Origin of the sequence: Microbacterium sp., assembly GCF_035554235.1 — a bacterium.
GTDB lineage: Bacteria > Actinomycetota > Actinomycetes > Actinomycetales > Microbacteriaceae > Microbacterium.
In genome coordinates this window covers 1-16732 of record NZ_DATMIO010000049.1, presented here as the reverse complement: position 1 = coordinate 16732, position 16732 = coordinate 1, and the positions used below count along the sequence as shown (strand labels likewise).

The 16732-nt window shown below is 70.8% G+C and carries 19 protein-coding genes and 2 pseudogenes; 13 read left to right on the top strand and 8 right to left on the bottom strand.

From position 1 onward, the window contains the following. Positions 1-148, bottom strand: a pseudogene (locus VNT50_RS02410) (L-ribulose-5-phosphate 4-epimerase); the annotation flags it as partial. A gap of 244 nt (positions 149-392) precedes the next feature. Further along, entirely contained in the window at positions 393-1409 is a 1017-nt protein-coding gene (locus tag VNT50_RS02405; RefSeq protein ID WP_325483512.1) for a LacI family DNA-binding transcriptional regulator, read from the bottom strand. Between the two features lie 172 nt (positions 1410-1581). On the opposite strand from VNT50_RS02405, the gene VNT50_RS02400 reads away from it, so the two are divergent. The 5 genes and pseudogenes from VNT50_RS02400 (at position 1582) to VNT50_RS02380 (ending at position 5722) form a co-directional block, all read left to right on the top strand. After that, positions 1582-2094: a hypothetical protein gene (locus VNT50_RS02400; RefSeq protein ID WP_325483510.1), complete on the top strand. Its 513-nt coding sequence runs from the start codon at positions 1582-1584 to the stop codon at positions 2092-2094. A gap of 22 nt (positions 2095-2116) precedes the next feature. After that, positions 2117-3115, top strand: coding sequence for a Gfo/Idh/MocA family protein (locus tag VNT50_RS02395; protein WP_325483509.1), 999 nt, complete (start codon positions 2117-2119; stop codon positions 3113-3115). A gap of 70 nt (positions 3116-3185) precedes the next feature. After that, positions 3186-3750: pseudogene (locus tag VNT50_RS02390) on the top strand (NYN domain-containing protein); the annotation flags it as partial. A 2-nt stretch (positions 3751-3752) separates the two neighbouring features. Continuing rightward, positions 3753-4541 carry an OST-HTH/LOTUS domain-containing protein gene (locus VNT50_RS02385; RefSeq protein WP_325483511.1) on the top strand — a complete coding sequence of 263 codons (789 nt, stop codon included), beginning with the start codon at positions 3753-3755 and terminating at the stop codon, positions 4539-4541. Positions 4542-4579: 38 nt separating this feature from the next. Then, entirely contained in the window at positions 4580-5722 is a 1143-nt protein-coding gene (locus VNT50_RS02380) for a class I SAM-dependent methyltransferase (protein WP_325483508.1), read from the top strand. A 21-nt stretch (positions 5723-5743) separates the two neighbouring features. Here VNT50_RS02380 and VNT50_RS02375 read toward each other — a convergent pair whose 3' ends face one another. Then, complete coding sequence (locus VNT50_RS02375; RefSeq protein ID WP_325483507.1) at positions 5744-6445, bottom strand: NAD-dependent deacylase; 702 nt, start codon at positions 6443-6445, stop codon at positions 5744-5746. A gap of 227 nt (positions 6446-6672) precedes the next feature. Here VNT50_RS02375 and VNT50_RS02370 point away from each other — a divergent pair, with 227 nt between their 5' ends. Further along, a complete protein-coding gene (locus VNT50_RS02370) occupies positions 6673-7980 on the top strand; it encodes an HNH endonuclease signature motif containing protein (protein ID WP_325483506.1) in 1308 nt (435 codons plus the stop codon). Positions 7981-8008: 28 nt separating this feature from the next. On the opposite strand, the gene VNT50_RS02365 is transcribed toward VNT50_RS02370, so the two are convergent. Together VNT50_RS02365 and VNT50_RS02360 are read right to left on the bottom strand one after the other, a co-directional pair. Beyond that, entirely contained in the window at positions 8009-8596 is a 588-nt protein-coding gene (locus VNT50_RS02365) for a hypothetical protein (protein ID WP_325483505.1), read from the bottom strand. A 109-nt stretch (positions 8597-8705) separates the two neighbouring features. Further along, entirely contained in the window at positions 8706-9542 is an 837-nt protein-coding gene (locus tag VNT50_RS02360) for a hypothetical protein (protein WP_325483504.1), read from the bottom strand. A 123-nt stretch (positions 9543-9665) separates the two neighbouring features. On the opposite strand from VNT50_RS02360, the gene VNT50_RS02355 reads away from it, so the two are divergent. The 5 genes from VNT50_RS02355 to VNT50_RS02335 all read left to right on the top strand — a co-directional run bounded on the left by VNT50_RS02355 (position 9666) and on the right by VNT50_RS02335 (position 12629). Beyond that, complete coding sequence (locus VNT50_RS02355) at positions 9666-10256, top strand: molybdopterin-dependent oxidoreductase (RefSeq protein ID WP_325483503.1); 591 nt, start codon at positions 9666-9668, stop codon at positions 10254-10256. A 103-nt stretch (positions 10257-10359) separates the two neighbouring features. After that, positions 10360-11103 (top strand): FAD-binding oxidoreductase, encoded by a 744-nt coding sequence (locus tag VNT50_RS02350; protein WP_325483502.1) that lies wholly within the window; start codon positions 10360-10362, stop codon positions 11101-11103. Continuing rightward, positions 11100-11366, top strand: coding sequence for a DUF6510 family protein (locus tag VNT50_RS02345; RefSeq protein ID WP_325483501.1), 267 nt, complete (start codon positions 11100-11102; stop codon positions 11364-11366). The genes VNT50_RS02350 and VNT50_RS02345 overlap by 4 nt, the downstream gene beginning before the upstream one ends. 37 nt (positions 11367-11403) lie before the next feature. Further along, positions 11404-12150 carry an EI24 domain-containing protein gene (locus VNT50_RS02340; protein ID WP_325483500.1) on the top strand — a complete coding sequence of 249 codons (747 nt, stop codon included), beginning with the start codon at positions 11404-11406 and terminating at the stop codon, positions 12148-12150. Positions 12151-12239: 89 nt separating this feature from the next. Continuing rightward, positions 12240-12629 (top strand): VOC family protein, encoded by a 390-nt coding sequence (locus VNT50_RS02335; RefSeq protein ID WP_325483499.1) that lies wholly within the window; start codon positions 12240-12242, stop codon positions 12627-12629. On the opposite strand, the gene VNT50_RS02330 is transcribed toward VNT50_RS02335, so the two are convergent. Continuing rightward, entirely contained in the window at positions 12602-13669 is a 1068-nt protein-coding gene (locus VNT50_RS02330; RefSeq protein ID WP_325483498.1) for an NAD(P)-dependent alcohol dehydrogenase, read from the bottom strand. The two genes, VNT50_RS02335 and VNT50_RS02330, sit on opposite strands and share 28 nt — an antisense overlap. 112 nt (positions 13670-13781) lie before the next feature. Here VNT50_RS02330 and VNT50_RS02325 point away from each other — a divergent pair, with 112 nt between their 5' ends. Both VNT50_RS02325 and VNT50_RS02320 read left to right on the top strand, forming a co-directional pair. Continuing rightward, positions 13782-14480, top strand: coding sequence for a TetR/AcrR family transcriptional regulator (locus tag VNT50_RS02325; protein ID WP_325483497.1), 699 nt, complete (start codon positions 13782-13784; stop codon positions 14478-14480). Beyond that, complete coding sequence (locus tag VNT50_RS02320; protein WP_325483496.1) at positions 14477-14833, top strand: UBP-type zinc finger domain-containing protein; 357 nt, start codon at positions 14477-14479, stop codon at positions 14831-14833. Before VNT50_RS02325 ends, VNT50_RS02320 begins: the two co-directional genes overlap by 4 nt. Positions 14834-14841: 8 nt before the next feature. On the opposite strand, the gene VNT50_RS02315 is transcribed toward VNT50_RS02320, so the two are convergent. Beyond that, a complete protein-coding gene (locus VNT50_RS02315) occupies positions 14842-15669 on the bottom strand; it encodes an LLM class flavin-dependent oxidoreductase (RefSeq protein WP_325483495.1) in 828 nt (275 codons plus the stop codon). Positions 15670-15699: 30 nt separating this feature from the next. Beyond that, positions 15700-16732, bottom strand: a 1033-nt coding sequence (locus VNT50_RS02310) for an ATP-dependent DNA ligase (RefSeq protein ID WP_325483494.1), incomplete at its 5' end; no start/stop codon positions are given.

Genomic DNA, 16732 nt, shown 5'->3' with positions numbered 1-16732 from the left:
CGAACAAATCCGCACCCGGCACCCGGCCCGACACATTCCCACCCGTCCACACCACCAGCCCATACCGCACCAACTCCGCATGCAACCCCGCCACCTCGGCACGGACCCGCGCGATCGCGACCTCGACCTTGGGCCCGTACGAGCTCACGCGGCGGCTCCCGCAACGCGTCGGCCGAGGGCCGCGTGGGCGGCGGTTCGGAGGACCAAACGAAGGGCGTGCGCGGCGTCGTTGCGAGCGGGCACGGAACACTCCTTCATGAGCCGGTAGGTCTTTCGTGAGAATCGGTCGGTGGGAGGCTCTCCCAATGTGACCGTTCACATTGGGTTATGTTACTCACGTCCCCCGCCGAGCTGTCAAGCGGGACTACATCTCGGATTCGTAACGGGTCGCGTCAGCGGCCGACCGGCGCCGTGGAACGGCGCACGATGAGCTCGGGCACGATCGTCTGGCGCGCGCCGACGGACGCCCCGGCCGCGCCGCCGAGCAGAAGGGCGACGCACCGGCGGCCCAGCTCGTTCCAGTCCTGCCGCACCGTGGTCAGCGGCGGCCAGAAGTGCGCTGCCTCAGGGATGTCGTCGAACCCGACAACGCTGATGTCGCGCGGAACGTCCAGTCCCTCTTCGCGGATCGCATGCAGCAGTCCGAGGGCCATCTGGTCGTTCGATGCGAAGATCGCCGTGAAGTCGGGCACGCTGAGCAGTTCGCGCCCCGCGAAATAGCCGAACTCGGCCGTCCAGTCCCCCAGGATCGGCGCCGTCGTCGGAACGTCGTTCGCGCTCATCTCCTCGAGGAATCCGCGCATCCGGGCCTCCGCCTCGATCCAGTCCTGTGGGCCGGCGAGGTGGTAGATCGCGCGGTGGCCGATCGAGATGAGGTGCCGCGTCGCCATCCGGGCGCCGGCGATCTGGTCGACGGAGAGGGCTCGCTCCTCGTCGATCTCGGTCGATTGGAGGGTGACGTACGGCACGTCGATGTGCATCGCCGCGATCGCCCGGAACACCCGGACCTGGGGCGCGATGACGACGAGTCCCTCCACGGACTGCGCCGAAAGATGCGTGAGGGCCGCCACGATCGAGTCGGGGTCGGACGAGTCGATGTTGGCCGTGCTCACCCAGTAGCCCTGCTCCCGCGCGGCTGCTTCGATCGCCGCGATGCTGGATGCCGGCCCGTACTGGCTCGATGACGCCGACAGGATGCCGATCGTCTGGGAGCGGCTCGTGACGAGCGCCCGCGCCGCGCGATTCGGGGTGTACTGCAGCTCTTGCATCACCTCGACCACGCGGGCGCGGGTCGCGTCGCGGATGCTCGGGTGATCGTTGAGAACGCGCGACACCGTCTGGTGCGACACCCCGGCGAGGCGCGCGACATCGCGGATGCTGGGCGGTCTCCCGCGCCCGGCGTCGCTCATGTGCGCCTCCACGATCGTGTGCACGGTCACATCCGTTCTGGACCCATTATGGCCGCACATCGCGGAACTACACCCGCCGGGAATGTGACGTCACATCCTGCCGCTTTGCTCCGCGGGTGAGAATCGACCGGTCGCCGCACGCGACATGGCTTGTGCGGCATAGGCTCGGGGCATGTCCGACCTCGGTCGCTTCCTTCCGCTGTCACAGCGCGCGGCTGCCGACGAATCCGCCGTCACGTCCGACCGACGGGTGGCTCTGGCCGACGTCATCGCGGCGACCGAGTCGATGCTCCTCGGCGATCGGGACCTCGGCCGGGAGTTCGCCGAGCGCGCCGGGCTCGCATCCGACGCGGCAAGCGGCGACCTCCGCGAACTCGCGGAGCGCGTGCGCACGGGAAAGCGACGTCCGATCCGTGCGCTCTCCCGGGCCGTCACGGCGCAGCTCGAGCTCGCGCGCCAGGTGGGCACCGCCGCGAAGGTCGACCCGATGACGATCGGCGCCGTTGTGCTGTATCGCACCGGCGCCGCTCCGCTGGAGATTCGCGCCGTCCTGGCGGGCCACACGCTGCGGGCGACGGATGCCGACTGGTCGTTCGGGCACGGCCCCGTGATCCAGGACACGGGCCTGCGCATCCTCGCGTTCGTGTGCGGTGTCTCGGACGAGGCGCCCCGGCCGATGGCCTGAGGGTGGCCGCTACGGTGAGAGTATGACCGAACCCCGCTCCGCCGGCCTCAGATGGGGCATCCTCGCCACGGGTGGGATCGCCCACGCCTTCGCCCGCGACCTTCGCGCCAGCGGCCTCGACCTGATCGCCGTCGGCTCGCGGTCGCAGGCGTCGGCCGACGCGTTCGCGGCCGAGTTCGACATCCCCCGCGCCTACGGGTCGTACGAGCAGCTGGTCGCCGATCCCGATGTCGACATCGTCTACGTCTCGACGCCGCATCCCGCGCACGTGGACAACGCGACCCTGGCGCTCGAGAGCGGCACGCACGTCCTGGTCGAGAAGCCGTTCACCCTCAACGCCGCCGAGGCCGCGGGGATCCGCGACCTCGCGGCCGCGAAGGGGCTCCTCGCGATGGAGGCGATGTGGACGCGGTATCTGCCCCACATGGTGCGCATCCGCGAGATCATCGCCTCGGGGGTGCTCGGCGACGTGCGCGGCGTGATGGCCGATCACACGCAGAAGATCAGCGACGACCCTCGGCACCGGCTGAACGCCATCGAGCTCGGCGGCGGCGCGCTGCTCGATCTCGGCATCTACCCCGTGTCGTTCACGTGGGACGTGCTCGGGGCGCCGGCCACCGTGCAGGCCTCGGCGCGCTTCACGGAGACCGGCGTCGACGCCGAGGTCGCCACCGTCTTCACCTACCCGGGCGGGCAGATCGCGACGACGTTCTCGTCCTCGGTCGCGGCAGGCCCCAACACCGCGACGGTGCTGGGCACCGAGGCGCGGATCGACATCGACGGGGTCTGGTATTCCCCGACCTCGTTCCGCGTCGTCGCGCCCGACGGGGCGGTGCTCGAGTCGTACGCATCGGATGTCGCGAGCCGCGGGATGCAGTACCAGGCCTTCGCCGCCGAGCGTCTGGTCGCCGAGGGCGATCACGGGGGCGACATCCTGCCGATCGACCAAACCGTCGCGATCATGGGGACGCTCGACGAGATCCGCAGGCAGATCGGCCTCGTCTACCCCGGAGGTCGCTGACCGCGCGCCGCGCGGCGAGAGGCGGCGGCGAGGGGCGCCGGGCCGACGGCCCGCCTGTCACACTGGAACCATGCCCGACTCACAGAACGCCCGCGTGGCCGTCTACCTCGACTTCGACAACATCGTCATCTCCTGGTACGACCGCGTGCACGGCCGAAACTCCTACGGGCGCGACCGCCAGCGCATCCTCGAGACCCCGGACGATCCTGAGATCGCCGAGCGCCTCGCGCGCGCGACGATAGACGTCGGCGCGATCATCGATTACGCGGCATCCTTCGGCACGCTCGTGCTCACCCGCGCCTACGCGGACTGGTCCTCGCCCGTCAACGCCGTGTACCGCAGCCAGCTGGTCGCGCGCGCCGTCGACCTCGTTCAGCTCTTCCCGGCGGCGGCGTACGCGAAGAACGGTGCCGACATCCGCCTCGCCGTGGATGCCGTGGAAGACATGTTCCGTCTTCCCGACCTCAATCACGTCGTGATCGTCGCGGGCGACTCCGACTACGTGCCCCTCGCCCAGCGCTGCAAGCGCCTCGGGCGCTACGTCGTCGGCATCGGCGTCGCCGGGTCGACCGCGAAGTCGCTCGCCGCCGCATGCGACGAGTTCGAGGCCTATGACTCGCTTCCGGGCGTTCCCCGCATGGTGCGCGCACCCGCCATCACGAGGGCGCCCGCGAGGGACGGAGGTGCCAAGGACGCGTCGCCGAAGGATGCCGCGGCGAAGGAGACGCCCGCGAAGGATGCCGCCGCCAAAGAGGCGGCCGCCAAGACCTCCGGGAGATCGTCCACCAGGGGCAGGGCCGCCGCGGCAGCGCCGCCGGCCGAGGATGCCGCCGAATCCGCTGCTCCGGCGACGAAGACCCGCGCGGGCGGCAGGCGGGCCGGGGCGAAGACTCCGGCGAAAGATACCGCTGCCGCCGAGGCCGCCGAGGCCGCCGAAGCCCCGGCATCCGTCGAGGCGACTGCCGACGCTCCCGCGCCCGGCCCCGCCGACGTGGAGGCCACCCTCATCGAGGCGCTCGGGCAGGCCACTCCGCCCAGGCGCACGAACCGCCGCGCGACGTCCAAGTCCGTCGCGGCCCGCACCGACGGCGCCCAGGCGACGCCCGAGGCCGCCCAGGCGACGCCCGAGGCCGCCGAGGCGACACCCGAAGCCGCCGAGGCGACACCCGAAGCCGACGAGTCGGTGGAGGACCCGCAGGAGGTCGCCACGAAGCTCCTCGAGCGCGCCCTGCGCCTGGGCCACGACAAGGATGACGCGGAGTGGCTGCACAGCTCTGCCGTGAAGACCCACATGCGCCGCATGGACCCGTCGTTCAGCGAGAAGGCGCTCGGCTTCCGCTCCTTCTCCGACTTCCTCAAGGAGCGCGACGCGATCGCCGAGCTCGAGGAGACGGGGCACGTGCTGCTGGTCCGCCTGCGCGAGTAGGCGCATCGGCGCCGCGGGTCGTGCGCGAGAATGGCACCGTGCCCCGCCCCTACTCCCCCGACGCCCTGCGCCGATGGCCGGATGTCGAGGCACCCGGGCTCTTGGCCTCCGACGCCGCCGATCGCCTGATCCTCGACGAGTCGGCCGGAGCCCGCAGCGCCGCACCTGCGGGCACGATCGTGGTGATCGGCGACGGGCACGGGGCGCTCACCCTGGGCGCCGCGGATGCCGGAGCCACCGGCATCCGAGTTCATCAGGACCCCCTCGCCGGTGAGCTGGCCCTCGCGGCCAACGCCCGGGAGTTCGGGATGTCGGAATCGTTCCGGTCGCTGCCCCTCGACCGCGAGCTGGTCGCGGGGGCGCGCGTCGTGCTTCTTCGGCTGCCCCGCGCGCTCGATGCCCTCGGCGACATCGCGGCGCTGATCGCCGCACATGCCGACCCCGACGTCGTCGTCTACGCCGGCGGACGCGTGAAGCACATGAGCGTCGCCATGAACGACGTGCTGCGGCGGTCGTTCTCGACGCTCGATGTGACGCATGCCCGGCAGAAGTCACGGGCATTGATCGCTCGAGGGCCCATCGATGGGCGGGATCCCGAGCCGCGGACCGGATCGGTCACCGTGCCCGGCCTCGAGCATCCGCTGTCGGTCAGGGCTTTCGGCGGGGCCTTCGCCGGCGCGTCGCTCGATATCGGCACCCGCTTCCTGCTCGAGCAGCTGACGGATGCCGGGGCCACCCCTTCGCCGGAGGGAGACACCATCGACTTCGGGTGCGGCACCGGGGTCATCGCCGCATGGCTGGCCATGCGGCATCCGGCGCTGCACGTTCTCGCGACCGATCAGTCCGCGGCGGCGGTCGCCTCGACCCGGGCGACCGCCGCGGCAAACGGCGTCGCCGCACGCATCGAGGTGATTCGCGATCTCGGACTGGAGTCCCGGCCATCGGCGAGCGCGTCGTTCATCGCGCTGAACCCGCCCTTCCACGCGGGCGCGGCGGTGCCGGGCGGCGTCGCGGAGCCCCTGTTCGCCGAGGCCGGGCGCGTGCTCGCGCCCGGAGGGGAGCTCTGGGCCGTCTGGAACTCGCCGCTGGCGTACCGCTCCGCGCTCGATCGCCTGGTGGGCCCGACCCGGCAGGTCGCGCGCAACGCGAAGTTCACCGTGACGGTGTCGACCCGCGACTGAGCGCCGGCCCGCGCGGTGCGGCTACGAGCGTCGGCGATCCGCTACGACCTCCTCGACCCACGCGGGCACGACCTCGGTCGCCGGACCCGCGCGCACCTCGTCGAACGGGACGACGCCCACCGCGGGCGCGAGGTTGAGCTCGAGGGTGTGCGCCTCGAACGCCGCGGCGAGCGCGACATACCCCGCCGCGGGATACACCTCCCCCGACGTGCCGATGGCGACGAACAGGTCGCACGCGACGACGGCCTCCTCGATGCGCTCGAGCTCGTACGGCATCTCGCCGAACCAGACGACATCCGGCCTCAGGGCATGTGCGCCGCAGGCCGGGCACGGCGGATCGCCGGCGAGATCGCCGTCCCACGGCACGCGGGCGTTGCACTGGGTGCAGAGCGCCTTGCGCAGTTCGCCGTGCATGTGCACGAGGTTGAGGCTGCCCGCCCGCTCGTGCAGGTCGTCGACGTTCTGCGTCACGACCAGCAGGTCGTCGCCGAGGGCCCCTTCGAGCCGGGCGAGGGCACGATGCGCGGCGTTGGGCGAGACGGATGCCACGGCCCGGCGCCGCGCGTCGTAGAACCCCTGCACGATCCAGGGGTCGCGCTCGAAGGCCTCCGGCGTCGCGACGTCTTGCACGCGGTGGCCCTCCCAGAGGCCGTCGGCACCGCGGAAGGTCGGCACCCCGCTCTCGGCCGAGATGCCTGCTCCGGTGAGGACGACGATGCGCATACGGACATTGTGCGCGATCGGCGTCGCGGGCGTCGCGGGCGTCGCGCAAGGGTCGGAGGAGTACGAGCGGCTTTGCCGGGATCCGGGCGGTGAGCCAGACCCGCGCGATGCGATCGCGGAGGGCATAGGCGGGACGTGGCCCTGAGAGTCGGGCAGAACGCCGGCGGCAGGCTACGCCCGCGCCGCGGGCCTCTCGAATGTCGGAGGTATGTTCTACTGTCGAAGGCATGAGCAGCCCATCCATCGACGCCCTCTCTGAGGACGATGGCCGCCCACCGGCCACGCGTGACGCGCTGACGGTGGTCACCGGGGTTCTCGATGATGTGGTCGCCGATCGGATGGAGACGAACCGCCGGGCGGCCCGCCTGGCCGCCGGCATCGTGGACGCGATCGCGCTGGCGCGCCGCAATCCCTTCATCTTCACCGAGTTGACGGGTGGACCGGCGTCGGAGATCGCGGAGCGGGCCGTGATACTCGATGTCGCGCTGCGCCTGCAGGTCACGGAGCATGAGGTTCGCAACCTGGCGCACGTCGCCGAGACCGCGCAGCAGAACCTGCCGTGGCTGTGGCGGCGCGCGCTCGATGGATTCGCGCTCTTCAGCCTTCTCGAGACGACCGTGACCGGGCTGCTCCGCCTCGCTGTGCGCGAGGACGCGGATGCCGAGGAACGCGCGGCCGCGGCAGAAGCCCGGGCGATCGTGGATGCCGCCACCTCGGAATGGGTGGTCACGTGCACGCCGGCGACGTTCCGCCGTCGGTTGAACACGCTGCTCGATCGCCTGGACCCGCGCTCCGCCGATGTCCGGCATGCGGATGCCCTCCAGCGCCGTCGGGTCATGGTCGAGGACGCCGGCGACGGGATGGCGTGGCTATCCGCCTACCTGCCGACCATCGATGCGCTCGCGATCAAACGCCGGCTCACCTCCACCGCGAAACACGTGCAGAAAGACCCTCGCGAAACCCGCACCCGCGACCAGATCCGTGCCGACCTGCTCGGTGCCTGGCTGCGCGGCGACGGCACGCCCACCGCGGTGAGAACCAAGATCTTCGTGACGATTCCCGTCGCGCTCCTCGCCGGCGCGTCCACGGACGGGGACCGGTGCGGGATGTGCGGCGGGACGGCCGAGCAGGCCCGCCTCGTCGGACACGGCCCGGTGGATCCGCTCACCGCGAAGCAGCTGTTCCTCGACGCGAAGGCGTTCCACCGGGTGATCACCGACCCCGTTCGGAGCGTGATCCTCGACGTGGACCGGCGCAGCTACCGGCCCACCACCGCGCAACGCGACCACCTCATCCTCACCCACGGCACCTGCGCCCGCGATGGCTGCACGAGACTCGCCCTCGACGCCGACATAGACCACGACCGCCCCTGGGCACATGGCGGACTCACCAACGCCCGAAATCTCAGACCCCTATGCCCACCGGATCACGCCGCCCGGCACGGCACCACCTTCGCCTACCGCAGCCGCTCCGACGGCAGCGTCGAAGTCACCACCCCCACCGGACATGTCACCACGCAACCACCGCCCTTTTGAGTCGCGGGGCGATGAAGGGGCTCGGCGCCTACCGGCGCTTCGTGCCGGGTGCGACGTGCGTCAGAACGCGGTCCCACACATCCGGCAGCGCGAGCGGTCCATCGCCCGGCACCATCTCGACGCGCGAAGCGGGGATGCCTTCCTCGCACCACTCGGCATCCTCCGCTGCCGCCGCCTCGTCCCGCTGGCCATTCACGATGAGCGTCTCCGCGGGGATCGATGCCAGCACCCTGGCGAGCTCCTCCCGGTCGAACGCCGTTTCGGGTCGCGGCACTGCCACCAGCGCGAGCCGATCGATCGTCTCCCCGAGAACGGCCGCCGCCCGCAGGGCCACGTCTCCCCCGCCGCGGTAGGCGACAAGGCCCGCGGTAGCCTGCGGGTGGTCCAGCTCCGCGCGAATCAGCGTCGCAACCTTCTGCGCGGTCAGCTCCGCGGGGGTCTCGCCGCCGTAGGCTCCCGGGTCCTCGATCTCGCGGACATCCAGCCCCAGCGCCACCACCCGGATGTCGCGCGACAGGGTCACGGCGGGCAGGGGGTCGATCGCCACGGCGGCGCCCACGCCCACCAGCACGACGAGTCGCGCCGCCCCGGGAATGCCGAAGGAGCGAAAGCTCATGCGAACGTCACCGGCCACGAATGCTCCACCGAATCATCCCTCGACGGTACCGGACAGACCCGATGGCAGGCCCGATTCGCCCCGTCGAGACCATGACGGAGCTTCGCGTTCACGGTCGCGGACGAAGCGATGGGTTCGTGGCATCCCACAGCTCGATCGTCTGGATGAGCCAGAACGCCGCGAACAGCACGAGCGCCACGACCTCGCCGATGAACACGAGCGGGATTCCCGTCTGCTCGACGAGATCGATGCCCTGAGTGTCGAGCGCGATCACGGCCAGCAGCATCGCAAGCGCGGCGATGATGCCGACGGCGACGATCGAATAGAGCAGGCGGAACACAGACGCGACATCCGCACGGCTCGTCTCGTGGACCGACCACGCGGCGATCGCCGCCACCGCCGCGATCAGCGCGAAGAATGTGAACGCCGCCACCACATGTCCCCACGCGAGGAAGGACTCGGGCTGGGCCACCCACCACACCGCGACCGCGACGACGATCGCCGCCGCGATGGCGAGGGCGACCCCGAGCGCGACGCTCAGCATCCGCTGCACGAGCGCGAGCACGAACGCGAGAACGGCCCCGCATGCGGCGACGATCACGAGCGAGATCACGCCGACCCCGATGTCGGGCGCATCTGCCGGGACATCCCCCGGCTCGAGCGGAGCGGGGACGATCGCAATGAGCGGGGCGACGATGGCCGCGTAGTCGAGCAGGGCCTGCGACACGCTCCGGCCCGACAGCGCCATGAGCGCGAGAGCCACGGCGAAGACCGATCCGACGAAGATGTCGCGCGCCGGCGTGTAGTACGCCGCGCTGATCGAATCGATCGCACCGAACCGCGCGATCGTGAGCCCGAGAGCGGCGAAGAGGAGCACCACGGCGCCGACGATGGACAGGCGGAGGTACCGGTACGTGCGCTGGGTCGAGGTGCTGACGAGCTGCATCGGTCCTCCGAACGTCCTCGCCCGCCGTCGGGCTCGCCCCAGCCTATGAGGCGGTGAAGACGCGGCACCGTGACACCCCGGCATCCGCATGGCTAGTCTGAAGGCCCAGGCGGAAGGGGTGTCATGTCGTTCATCACTCGGGGCTTCTCCGGTCGGCGAGGCGATCGCGATCCCCGCCTCCCGCCGGGTCAGACGCTCGTCTCCGATTGGCCGGTGCTCTCGGCCGGACCGACCCCCGACATCGCGCCCGAGGAGTGGGAGTTCGTCGTCACGACCGAGAACGGCCGGCACCGCTGGGGGTGGGATGAACTCCGCGCGCTCGGCATCGAGGACGTCACCACCGACATCCACTGCGTCACGCACTGGTCGAAGCTCGAGATGCCGTGGCGGGGCGTTCCCCTCGACAAGATCTTCGAGCACATCGAGACGAGCCACGACTACGTCATGGCGCACTCCTACGGGGGCTATACGACGAACGTCCCCCTCGACGACCTGCTCGACGGGAGAGCCTGGATCGCGTTCGAGGCGGACGGCGAGCCCCTCGATCCCGAGCACGGGGGCCCCGCGCGACTGCTCGTGCCGCACCTCTACTTCTGGAAGAGCGCGAAGTGGATTCGGGGCCTGGTGACGATGCCCTCCGACGACCCGGGATTCTGGGAGCAGAACGGATACCACCTGCGCGGCGACCCCTGGCAGGAGGAGCGGTACTGGTGACGGGCGGTACTGGTGACGGGCGGTTCCCGTGACGGGCGGTTTCCGTGAGCGGGCGGTTCCCGTGAGCGCTCCGGAGCGCGCCGCTCCGACGGACCGGCCGCCCGTGCGACGACGCCGAGCGGCGGCCTGGCACGTCGCGACCATCGTCGAGTCGCGCCCCGAGACCACGACCGCCCGTCGCATCGTGCTCGACGTACCCACCTGGCCCGGAAACGAAGCCGGATCGCACCTCGATGTCCGCCTCACGGCCCCGGACGGGTATCAGGCGACACGCTCCTACTCGATCGCGTCGTCGGGCGACGGCACGCGCGTCGAGCTGGCGGTCGACGAGCTGCCCGACGGCGAGGTGTCGCCCTTCCTCGTGCACGACCTGCGGCCGGGCGACCAGCTCGAGCTGCACGGCCCTCTCGGTGCGTTCTTCGTGTGGACGCCTCCCGTCGAGAACGCGTCGCTCCGCCCCGTGCAGCTGATCGCGGGCGGCTCGGGCGTCGTGCCGCTTTTCGCGATGGCCGCCGCGCACGCCGCCGCGGGCGACGCGACCGAGTTTCGGCTGCTCTACTCGGTGCGGACGCCCGACGACGTCTTCTTCAGGGACGAACTCGCCGCGCTGGCCGCGGCATCCCTGCGGCTCGACCTGGTCTACACCCGCCGCACACCCATCGGATGGCCGGCTCCCGCGGGCCGGGTGACCCGAGCGGTGCTGAACGCCGCAGCGGTGCCCGCGGCATCCCGACCCCTCGTCTACGTCTGCGGGCCTACCCCGTTCGTCGAGACGGTGGCATCGTGGCTGGTGGAGGACGGTCACGCCCCCGGCCACGTGCGCACCGAGCGATTCGGAGGTTCATGATGACGCGACTCGACGGCAACGTGCTCGCGGGCCGGCTCGCCGACCTGCTGGGCTGGGATGCCACGGCCACCGACGCCCGCTGCTCGCAGTGCGGCATCCACGGGGCGATCGCCCGCGCGATCGTCTACGCGACCGCGATGGGCACGGTCGCCCGATGCGCGCAGTGCGACGGCGTGCTCGCGACGATCGTGGAGGGCGACGGCGGACGCGTCTGGTTCGGGATGACGGGGGTCACGGCGCTGGAACTGACGCGCGAGCCCTGAGCCCCACACCGCGCCCGGGCCGCCGTAGGCTTGTCGGGTGCGCGAGTTCGTCGGAGGGATCGCATCGCTCGCCCGCGGATTCGCCTACTGGCGCCGCCGGCCGCAGCTGATGGCGCGGGGCCTGATTCCCGCGGCGATCGTCGCGGTTCTCGCAATCGCGGGCCTCGTGTCGTTCGGTGTGGCGCTTCCCGGTGTCACCGAGGCGATGACCCCCTTCGCCGACGGATGGCCCGGAATCTGGCCGAGCGTGATCCGGGCCGCGATCGGCACGGCCATGCTGGGCGCCGCGCTCGTCATCCTCGCGGTCTCGTTCACGGCACTGACGCTGATCGTCGGCGAGCCTTTCTACGACCGCATCTGGCGCTCGGTCGAGCGGGACCTCGGCTCCGGCGTGCCCGATGCGGACTACGGCCTCTGGCGCTCGATCCGCGACGGGCTCTCCCTGGTCGCGCGCGGCGCGGGGATCGCCGCCGTCGCCGGACTGCTCGGTCTCGTCCCCCTCGTCGGCGGCGTGCTCGGGTTCGTCTTCGGCGTGCTGTTCACCGGGTGGCTGCTCGCCGACGAACTCGCGTCGCGAGCGCTGACGGCCCGCGGGCTGGACGCCGATGCGCGGCGCGAGCTGCTCCGCGCCAATCGCGCCCGGGTGCTCGGGTTCGGGGTCGCGACCCAGCTGTGCTTCATGATCCCCTTTGGGGCGATCCTGACGATGCCCGGGGCGGTGGCCGGATCGACGACGCTCGCGCGCTCGCTGGTCGCTGCAGGCCCGCGGCAGGGCGTTCATTGAGGACGGCATCTGTCCGCATACTTCCCTAGCGTGGATGCGAGAGGCGATCCTGGTCGGGATGCCGAAAAGGGAAGAGAGAGCACAGCGCCATGGATTGGAAGATCGAACTCATCTTCGTGCCGGTCACGGATGTCGACCGCGCAAAGGACTTCTACGTGAAGGTCGGCTTCAACGCCGATCACGACCAGGTGCCGTACGACGGCCTGCGGTTCGTGCAGATGACCCCTCCCGGCTCGGCGTGCTCCATCGCCTTCGGATCGGGGCTGGGCATCGACCTCGAGCCCGGCCGGCAGAACACGATCCAGGTGGTGGTGCCGAACGCCGACGAGGCGCTCGCGCACTTGCGCTCCGTCGGCGTCGAGGCGAACGGAGTCGATGATCAGGCGTGGGGTCGGTTCGTCTCGTTCGATGACCCGGACGGCAACACCTGGACGTTGCAGGAGCTGCCGGACTACTCGGCCCAGGCCGCCGACGCCTGAACCCGCGGCGATCTGACCTGGCTGATGCGCAGGACGACATTGCCGCGCTTGCGCCCCGTGTCGACGTAGCGGTGCGCGTCGGCGATGTCGTCGAGGTCGTACACGCGGTCGATGACCGGGCGGAAGTCGCCGGCTTCGGCGAGCGCCGTGAGCCGTCGCAGCGTGTCGCCGCTCACCGGGGCACCGTTGCAGGCGACGAGGATCCCGCTCCTGCGGGACCGACGCTTGGCTGCCAGCATCCCGGCGAGGTCGGTGATGACGTTGAGGATGGCGCCGCCCGGCCGAACGAGGGGCGCCACACGGGCGAAGGGTGCGTTGCCGACGCACTCGATGATCGCGTCGTATCGCGCATCCGTATCGGCGAAGTCCTGCCTGGCATAGTCGATGACCGTGTCGGCGCCCAGTGACCGGACGAGGTCGGCGTTTCCCCCGCTGCAGACGGCCGTCACGCGGGCGCCCTGGCGGGCGGCAAGCTGGATGACGGCGGTGCCGACGGCTCCGGATGCCCCGTTCACGAGCACCTCGCTGCGCTCGCGCAGCTCGATCAGGTCGAGGAACGACACCGCGGTGTGTCCGCCGAACACGAGCGTCGCGGCCTCTTCGAACGAGAGGTTCCGGGGCTTGAGGGCGATGGCGCCGGTCGCGGGCGCGGTCACGTACTCCGCGTGGCCGCCGAAACGCTGGCCGCGCAGGGCGATCACCTCATCGCCGGGGGTGAACTCGGTCACACCGGGGCCGACGGAATCCACGACGCCGGCGACGTCCATCCCCAAGATCCGCCGGCGAGGGCGGAAGAACCCGAGAGCCGGCCCGACGAGCAGCCCGAGTCCTCGCGGTACGCGGCGGCTCCGCATCCGCTGGTCGGCGACGCTCACCGTCGAGGCGCGCACGCGAATGAGCACGTCGCCGACTCCGGCGCGTGGCCGGGGCACGGACTCCACCACCTCGACGACGTCGGGGCCGCCGAACCGGCGATACACCGCGGCTCGCATCGTCTCCGGCGGGCTCGTGGTCGTGCCGTGCTGGGTGTGCTCCGTCATCGCCATCCTGACTCCCTTACGTTGTATGTATTACACCGTAAGATACTCCCCTCGAGATCATCCGTCCAGGGGTCTACCTGACGTTGTACGGTGGAACCGGGAGGGGGTCGACATGCCGTCACGCAAGCTCGCGGAGCGCACGCCGCTCACCCGGGATCGGGTGCTGAGGACGGCGATGGAGCTGGCCGATCGCGATGGCCTCGACGCGCTCACCATGCGCCGCCTTGCCGACGAGCTCGGCGTGGAGGCCATGTCGCTCTACTACCACCTGCCGAACAAGAACGCGATCCTCGACGGCGTCATCGAACTCACCTTCAGCGAGATCGAGGCCGAGGTCGGCGGTTTCGCGGCCCCGGCCGATAAGTCATGGCAACCGGCGCTGCGAGCCCGCATCCTCGACGCGCGACGCGTGCTGCTGCGGCACCCGTGGGTGCCCCCGGTGATGGAGTCGCGAGGAGCACTCGCACCGACGATGGCCCGCTACATCGACGGCGTCGTCGGCATCATGCAGGCCGGCGGATTGTCGAACGACCTCATCCACCACGCGATGCACGCGCTCGGAAGCCGGATGTACGGGTTCGTCCAGGAGATGAAGGTCGAGAACGACGACTCCGGCATGAGCGGCTCGGACCTGGCCCAGATGGCGGATTTCGTGCCGCACCTCGCCGCGATGCTCGCGGAGGTCGTGCACGACGACCCCGCCTCGACTCTCGGCTGGTGCGACGACCAGACCGAGTTCGAGTTCGGGCTCGACCTCCTGCTCGACGGGCTGGAGGCCCGGCGCACCACCCCGCACGGGACGCGGCCATGAGCGACGTGTCGCGATTCATCGACCGGACGGTTCCGCCGAGCGGCACCGGCTGCGTCGAGTGCGACCGGATGGGCAGCTGGTGGCTGCACTTGCGTCGTTGCGCGGCGTGCGGGCACGTCGGATGCTGCGACAACTCGCTCAACCGTCATGCGAGCGCGCACTTCACCGAGACCGGCCACCGCATCGTGCAGAGCTTCGAACCGGACGAGGACTGGTCGTGGGACTATCTCGACGAGCAGTTCTTTCGCGGGCTCGAGCTCGCGCCGCCGTCTCATCATCCACTCGATCAGTCGGTGCCGGGACCAGCCGAAAGAGTCCCGGGCGACTGGCGGGAGCAGCTCGGCGCCACCTGAGCGTCGCGCTATGGCCGGCCGCGGACCTCGAGTGCCTGTGCGGCCTGCTCGAGGAAATCGAGGTAAGACGTCACGTCGTCATCCGGCACGATGGCCCGGAGTACGACCTCATCGACGGCGGCCGCGAAGGCGGCCACCCCCGGGCGGATGTCGTCGTCGCCGGGCTGGGGAAGCACCGTGGCGAACGGGTCGATTCCCAGTCGCACGAAGTTGGCGGCGTACTTCGGCGCCGTCGCGTAGCGCGAGACCTCGCGCTCGAGCCGCTCGCGGGCCGCCGCGTCGACGATGGTGCGGGCGTAGGCGACGACGCGAGTCGGTCGCGGCGCGACCAGCTCACGCTGCTCGGCGGCCTGGTCGGCGCCCACTCGCGGCGTCACCCAGTTCAGCAGCACGCCGTCGGCCTCGCGGGAGCCGAGTTCGCGCATCTTCGGTCCGAGCGCCCCGACGAGCAGCGCGCCCGGCGTGGCGTCTCGCAGTAGCGTGATGCTCTCTCGCACGAGCGCCAGGGCTCCCCGCGACACGCTCCCCGATCCGATGCCGAGCACCAGGCGATCACCGGGCAGCGCGGCTACCCGGAGTGCTTCGCCCACCTCGCGAGCGGGACGTCGGTCCAGCGGGATCACGCCGGTCGCGAGTCTCAGGGTCTCGGTGACCTCCGCGGCCGCGCGCAACCCCGCGATCGAGTCGCCACCCGGGGTGTCGTTGACCCACAGCGCGTGGAAGCCCGCGCGCTCCGTCGCGGCGGCGATCCGGGCGATGGCGTCTGGGCCGAGGACCCCGGCGACACCGACCGACACGACCCCGACCCTGGCGTTCTCGTGCGTGGCATCGCTCATGCGCGGCATCCGTTCATGTGCGGCATCCGTTCATGTGCGCAGCATCCCTCTCAGGGTCTGGATCGTGTCGGCATCTTCGGGCCGCTTGTCGTCGCGGTACGCCTTGACGCGCGCGAAGCGCAGGGCTATGCCACCCGGGTAGCGCGGCGAGCGCTGCACGCCGTCGATCGCTATCTCGACCACCGTGACGGGCCTCACGCTCACCGTATAGTCGTCGCGGCTCGTCTCGATCGTCGGAAAGTACTCGGTCTGCCACGCGAGGGTGGCATCGGTCATGCCCTTGAAGGTCTTGCCGACCATGACGAACTCGCCCGGTTCGCCGAACTCCCCCACCGGGTCGAGAGCACCGAGGTGGATGTTCGACAGCAGGCCAGAACGCCGGCCCGAGCCCTTTTCGACGGCCAGCACGACGAGGTCGAACGTGTGCACGGGCTTGACCTTGATCCAGCTCGCGCCGCGGCGGCCCGCGGCGTAGGCCGAGTCGATCCCCTTCACCATCACGCCTTCGTGGCCGGCGGCGATCGCCTCGCGGCTGATCCGCTCCGCGGCTTCCGGGTCGGCCGTGACCTCGCCGGGGACGCGGTGCTCGGGAGCGATCCGCGCCAGCTCGGCCAGCCGCGCGGAGAGTGGCTCGTCGATCAAGTCACGCCCGTCGACGTGCAGCACGTCGAAGAACCACGGACGCAGGGCGATCAGCCTGGCGACATCCGCACCGAACCGCGACATCGTGTCTTGGAACGGGCGGGGCGCGTCGTTCTCGTCCAGCGCGAGGGTCTCACCGTCGAGCACGACGTCGTGCACCGGCATCCGCTTCGCCACCTCGACGATCTCGGGGAGTCGATGGGTGATGTCCGCGAGGTTGCGGGTGAAGATGCGCACGACGTCTCCGGAGCGGTGCAGCTGGATTCGCGCGCCATCGAGCTTGTATTCAACGGATGCCTCCCCCACCGCCGCGACGGCCGCCGCCGCGCTCGGCGCCGTGCTCGCGAGCATCGGCAGGATGGCGCGGCCGACGATGAGGCCGGTGTTCGCGAGATCCTCCTCGGTGCCGGTGAGCGCGATC

Bases quoted from the DNA above. Each gene is read 5' to 3' on its own strand.
- VNT50_RS02400 (WP_325483510.1), top strand. From the start codon at position 1,582: ATGTCCGACCTCGGTCGCTTCCTTCCGCTGTCACAGCGCGCGGCTGCC.
- VNT50_RS02355 (WP_325483503.1), top strand. From the start codon at position 9,666: ATGTCGTTCATCACTCGGGGCTTCTCCGGTCGGCGAGGCGATCGCGAT.
- VNT50_RS02375 (WP_325483507.1), bottom strand. From the start codon at position 6,445: ATGCGCATCGTCGTCCTCACCGGAGCAGGCATCTCGGCCGAGAGCGGG.
- VNT50_RS02395 (WP_325483509.1), top strand. From the start codon at position 2,117: ATGACCGAACCCCGCTCCGCCGGCCTCAGATGGGGCATCCTCGCCACG.
- VNT50_RS02315 (WP_325483495.1), bottom strand. From the start codon at position 15,669: ATGAGCGATGCCACGCACGAGAACGCCAGGGTCGGGGTCGTGTCGGTC.
- VNT50_RS02370 (WP_325483506.1), top strand. From the start codon at position 6,673: ATGAGCAGCCCATCCATCGACGCCCTCTCTGAGGACGATGGCCGCCCA.
- VNT50_RS02325 (WP_325483497.1), top strand. From the start codon at position 13,782: ATGCCGTCACGCAAGCTCGCGGAGCGCACGCCGCTCACCCGGGATCGG.
- VNT50_RS02405 (WP_325483512.1), bottom strand. From the start codon at position 1,409: ATGAGCGACGCCGGGCGCGGGAGACCGCCCAGCATCCGCGATGTCGCG.
- VNT50_RS02365 (WP_325483505.1), bottom strand. From the start codon at position 8,596: ATGAGCTTTCGCTCCTTCGGCATTCCCGGGGCGGCGCGACTCGTCGTG.
- VNT50_RS02330 (WP_325483498.1), bottom strand. From the start codon at position 13,669: ATGACGGAGCACACCCAGCACGGCACGACCACGAGCCCGCCGGAGACG.
- VNT50_RS02345 (WP_325483501.1), top strand. From the start codon at position 11,100: ATGATGACGCGACTCGACGGCAACGTGCTCGCGGGCCGGCTCGCCGAC.
- VNT50_RS02335 (WP_325483499.1), top strand. From the start codon at position 12,240: ATGGATTGGAAGATCGAACTCATCTTCGTGCCGGTCACGGATGTCGAC.
- VNT50_RS02320 (WP_325483496.1), top strand. From the start codon at position 14,477: ATGAGCGACGTGTCGCGATTCATCGACCGGACGGTTCCGCCGAGCGGC.
- VNT50_RS02385 (WP_325483511.1), top strand. From the start codon at position 3,753: ATGGTGCGCGCACCCGCCATCACGAGGGCGCCCGCGAGGGACGGAGGT.
- VNT50_RS02360 (WP_325483504.1), bottom strand. From the start codon at position 9,542: ATGCAGCTCGTCAGCACCTCGACCCAGCGCACGTACCGGTACCTCCGC.